The 2,003-nt window shown below is 70.7% G+C and carries 3 protein-coding genes and 1 pseudogene; 3 read left to right on the top strand and 1 reads right to left on the bottom strand.

Going from position 1 to position 2,003, the window contains the following annotated elements; all coding sequences use genetic code 11:
• A pseudogene (locus AC5RV2_RS17450) lies at positions 1–209 on the top strand (prenyltransferase); the annotation flags it as partial.
• Positions 210–268: 59 nt separating this feature from the next.
• Positions 269–1,108, top strand: a complete 840-nt coding sequence (locus AC5RV2_RS17445) for a glycosyltransferase family 2 protein (RefSeq protein WP_494093381.1) — start codon at positions 269–271, stop codon at positions 1,106–1,108.
• Here the strand turns inward: AC5RV2_RS17445 and AC5RV2_RS17440 are convergent.
• Complete coding sequence (locus tag AC5RV2_RS17440; RefSeq protein ID WP_494093380.1) at positions 1,053–1,445, bottom strand: VOC family protein; 393 nt, start codon at positions 1,443–1,445, stop codon at positions 1,053–1,055. The two genes, AC5RV2_RS17445 and AC5RV2_RS17440, sit on opposite strands and share 56 nt — an antisense overlap.
• A 170-nt stretch (positions 1,446–1,615) precedes the next feature.
• Here AC5RV2_RS17440 and AC5RV2_RS17435 point away from each other — a divergent pair.
• On the top strand, positions 1,616–2,003 hold a 388-nt coding region (locus AC5RV2_RS17435; RefSeq protein WP_494093379.1), incomplete at its 3' end, for a YkvA family protein.

Here is a 2,003-nt window from a genome sequence, read left to right as displayed (position 1 = left end):
CCGGACTGCTGATGCTGGCCACCGACTGGCCGGGCCCGCTGGCCGGGCTCCTGGCCCTGCCGTACCTGGCCAACGTGCTGCGCTTCGCCGGAATCGACGACGCCGGCTCGGCAGCCGCGAACGCGGGGTGGAAACGGTTCCTGTGGCTGAACTATGTGGTCGGTTTCCTGGTCACCATGCTGCTGATCTGGTACGCGGGAATCCGGTGAGACCGCGGGGCGACGACGGGGGAGCGGAGGCCCGTCCCCGGGACCGGTATCAAACCATCATGACGGTGGTGATCCCGGTGCTTGACGACGCCGCGGCGCTCGCCGAGTGCCTTGCGCTGCTGGGGCGGCAGACCCGCCAGCCCTTCGAGGTCGTCGTCGTGGACAACAACTGCACCGATTCCTCGGCCCACGTGGCGCGGGCCGCCGGCGCGCGCGTCGTCGTCGAACGACGCCCCGGCATCCCGGCCGCCTCGGCTGCGGGCTACGACGCCGCCGTCGCAGGCTTCGACGCTGCCTCCGCAGGCTCCGACGTCGACATTGCCGCCGCCGCGGGGTTTAACGCCACGACCGCCGCGGTGATCGTCCGCTGCGACGCCGACACCCGTCCTCCCGCCGACTGGCTGGCACGGATCGGTGCCGGCTTCGACGCCGACCCCGGGCTGGACGCGCTGACCGGTCCGGGCCGGTTTTACGACCTGCCGCGTCCGGTGGCCTGGCTGGCCAGCAACGCCTATGGCTCCGGCTACCGGCTCGGCGCCGGCCTCGCGATGGCGGCCACCCCGGTGTGGGGATCGAACTTCGCCATGCGCCGGACTGCCTGGGAGCGGGCCAGGGCGGGCGTCCACCGCGACCGGCAGGACATCCATGACGACCTGGACCTGAGCTTCCAGCTGGCTCCGTGGGCGCGGATCAGGTTCGACCGGCGGCTGAGCGTCGGCGCGGCCGGCCGGATCTTCGCCGACCGGGCCGCGTTTGCCCAACGCTTCCGGTGGGCCTTCAGCACCGTGACGGTGAACTGGGCGGTCCAGCCACCCGGGCAGCGGTGGCTGCGGCGCCTCAACGTCAGGACGCCGGAGCGGAGGAGCCGAGCATCTGAAGGTAGTGCGGGTTCTGCATGATGCCGAGCACGTTGCCGAACGGATCCACGACCGAGGCCGTGATGAATCCGTGGCCGCGTTCCGTGACGGGCTCCAACTCCTTCGCACCCTTGTCCAGCAGTCGCTGCCGCACGGCCCGCACATCGTCCACATGCCAGTAAAGGATCGCGCCGCCGGGGTCGATAGCGTGCCCGGGCGGAGCGTGCATGGTGTCGATCAGCCCCAGCTCGTGTTCGTAGTCGCCGACCCGGAACTCCGCATAGCCCGGCTGCTCAAAGTAGGGCTTCTTCCCCAGCAGGTCGGAGTACCACTCGACTGCCGCCGGCAGGTCCGGGGTGTAGTAACTGACCGTACTCATTCCGCGCAGCATAGGTCCCTCCGAAGGATTGCCGAAGCCGCCCCGGCACTCGCCGGGCCGCCGTGATGGTTGGACGCTACCGCACATGGACGTCCCTGTCTGCCCTACAGTTGCCGTAGCGCGGCCAAGGAAAGTACGACGTCGCGGCCGCGCCGGGAAGGGAACAGAACGTGGACTGGGTCGACCTGCTGGTCGGTGTTGCCGGTGGCCTCGTCCTGGTTTACGCGGTGCTGCTGGCCGGCCTGTGGTGGTACGCCCGCCGGCACCCGGAGACCGTGGGAATGCGCGACTCCCTGCGCCTGCTGCCGGATTTGCTGCGGCTGCTGCGCCGGCTGGCGGGGGACCGCGCGGTACCGGGCCGGGTCCGGATGCTGCTCGTGCTGCTGCTGGCCTACCTGGCCAGCCCCCTCGACCTGGTGCCCGATTTCCTTCCCGTCATCGGTTATGCCGACGACGTCATGGTCGTGGCCTGGGTCCTGCGGCTGCTGATCCGGACCGCCGGCCCGGAGGCGCTGCGCCGGCACTGGCCGGGCACCCCGGCGGGACTTCGCGTGATCG

Source organism: Arthrobacter sp. Y3225116 (assembly GCF_059091245.1).
The sequence above is the reverse complement of the archived record's forward strand: the minus strand, read 5'-3'. Positions and strand labels throughout refer to the sequence as shown.

Excerpts from the sequence above, each read along its gene's own strand:
- AC5RV2_RS17445 (WP_494093381.1), top strand. The coding sequence starts at position 269 with ATGACGGTGGTGATCCCGGTGCTTGACGACGCCGCGGCGCTCGCCGAG.
- AC5RV2_RS17440 (WP_494093380.1), bottom strand. The coding sequence starts at position 1,445 with ATGAGTACGGTCAGTTACTACACCCCGGACCTGCCGGCGGCAGTCGAG.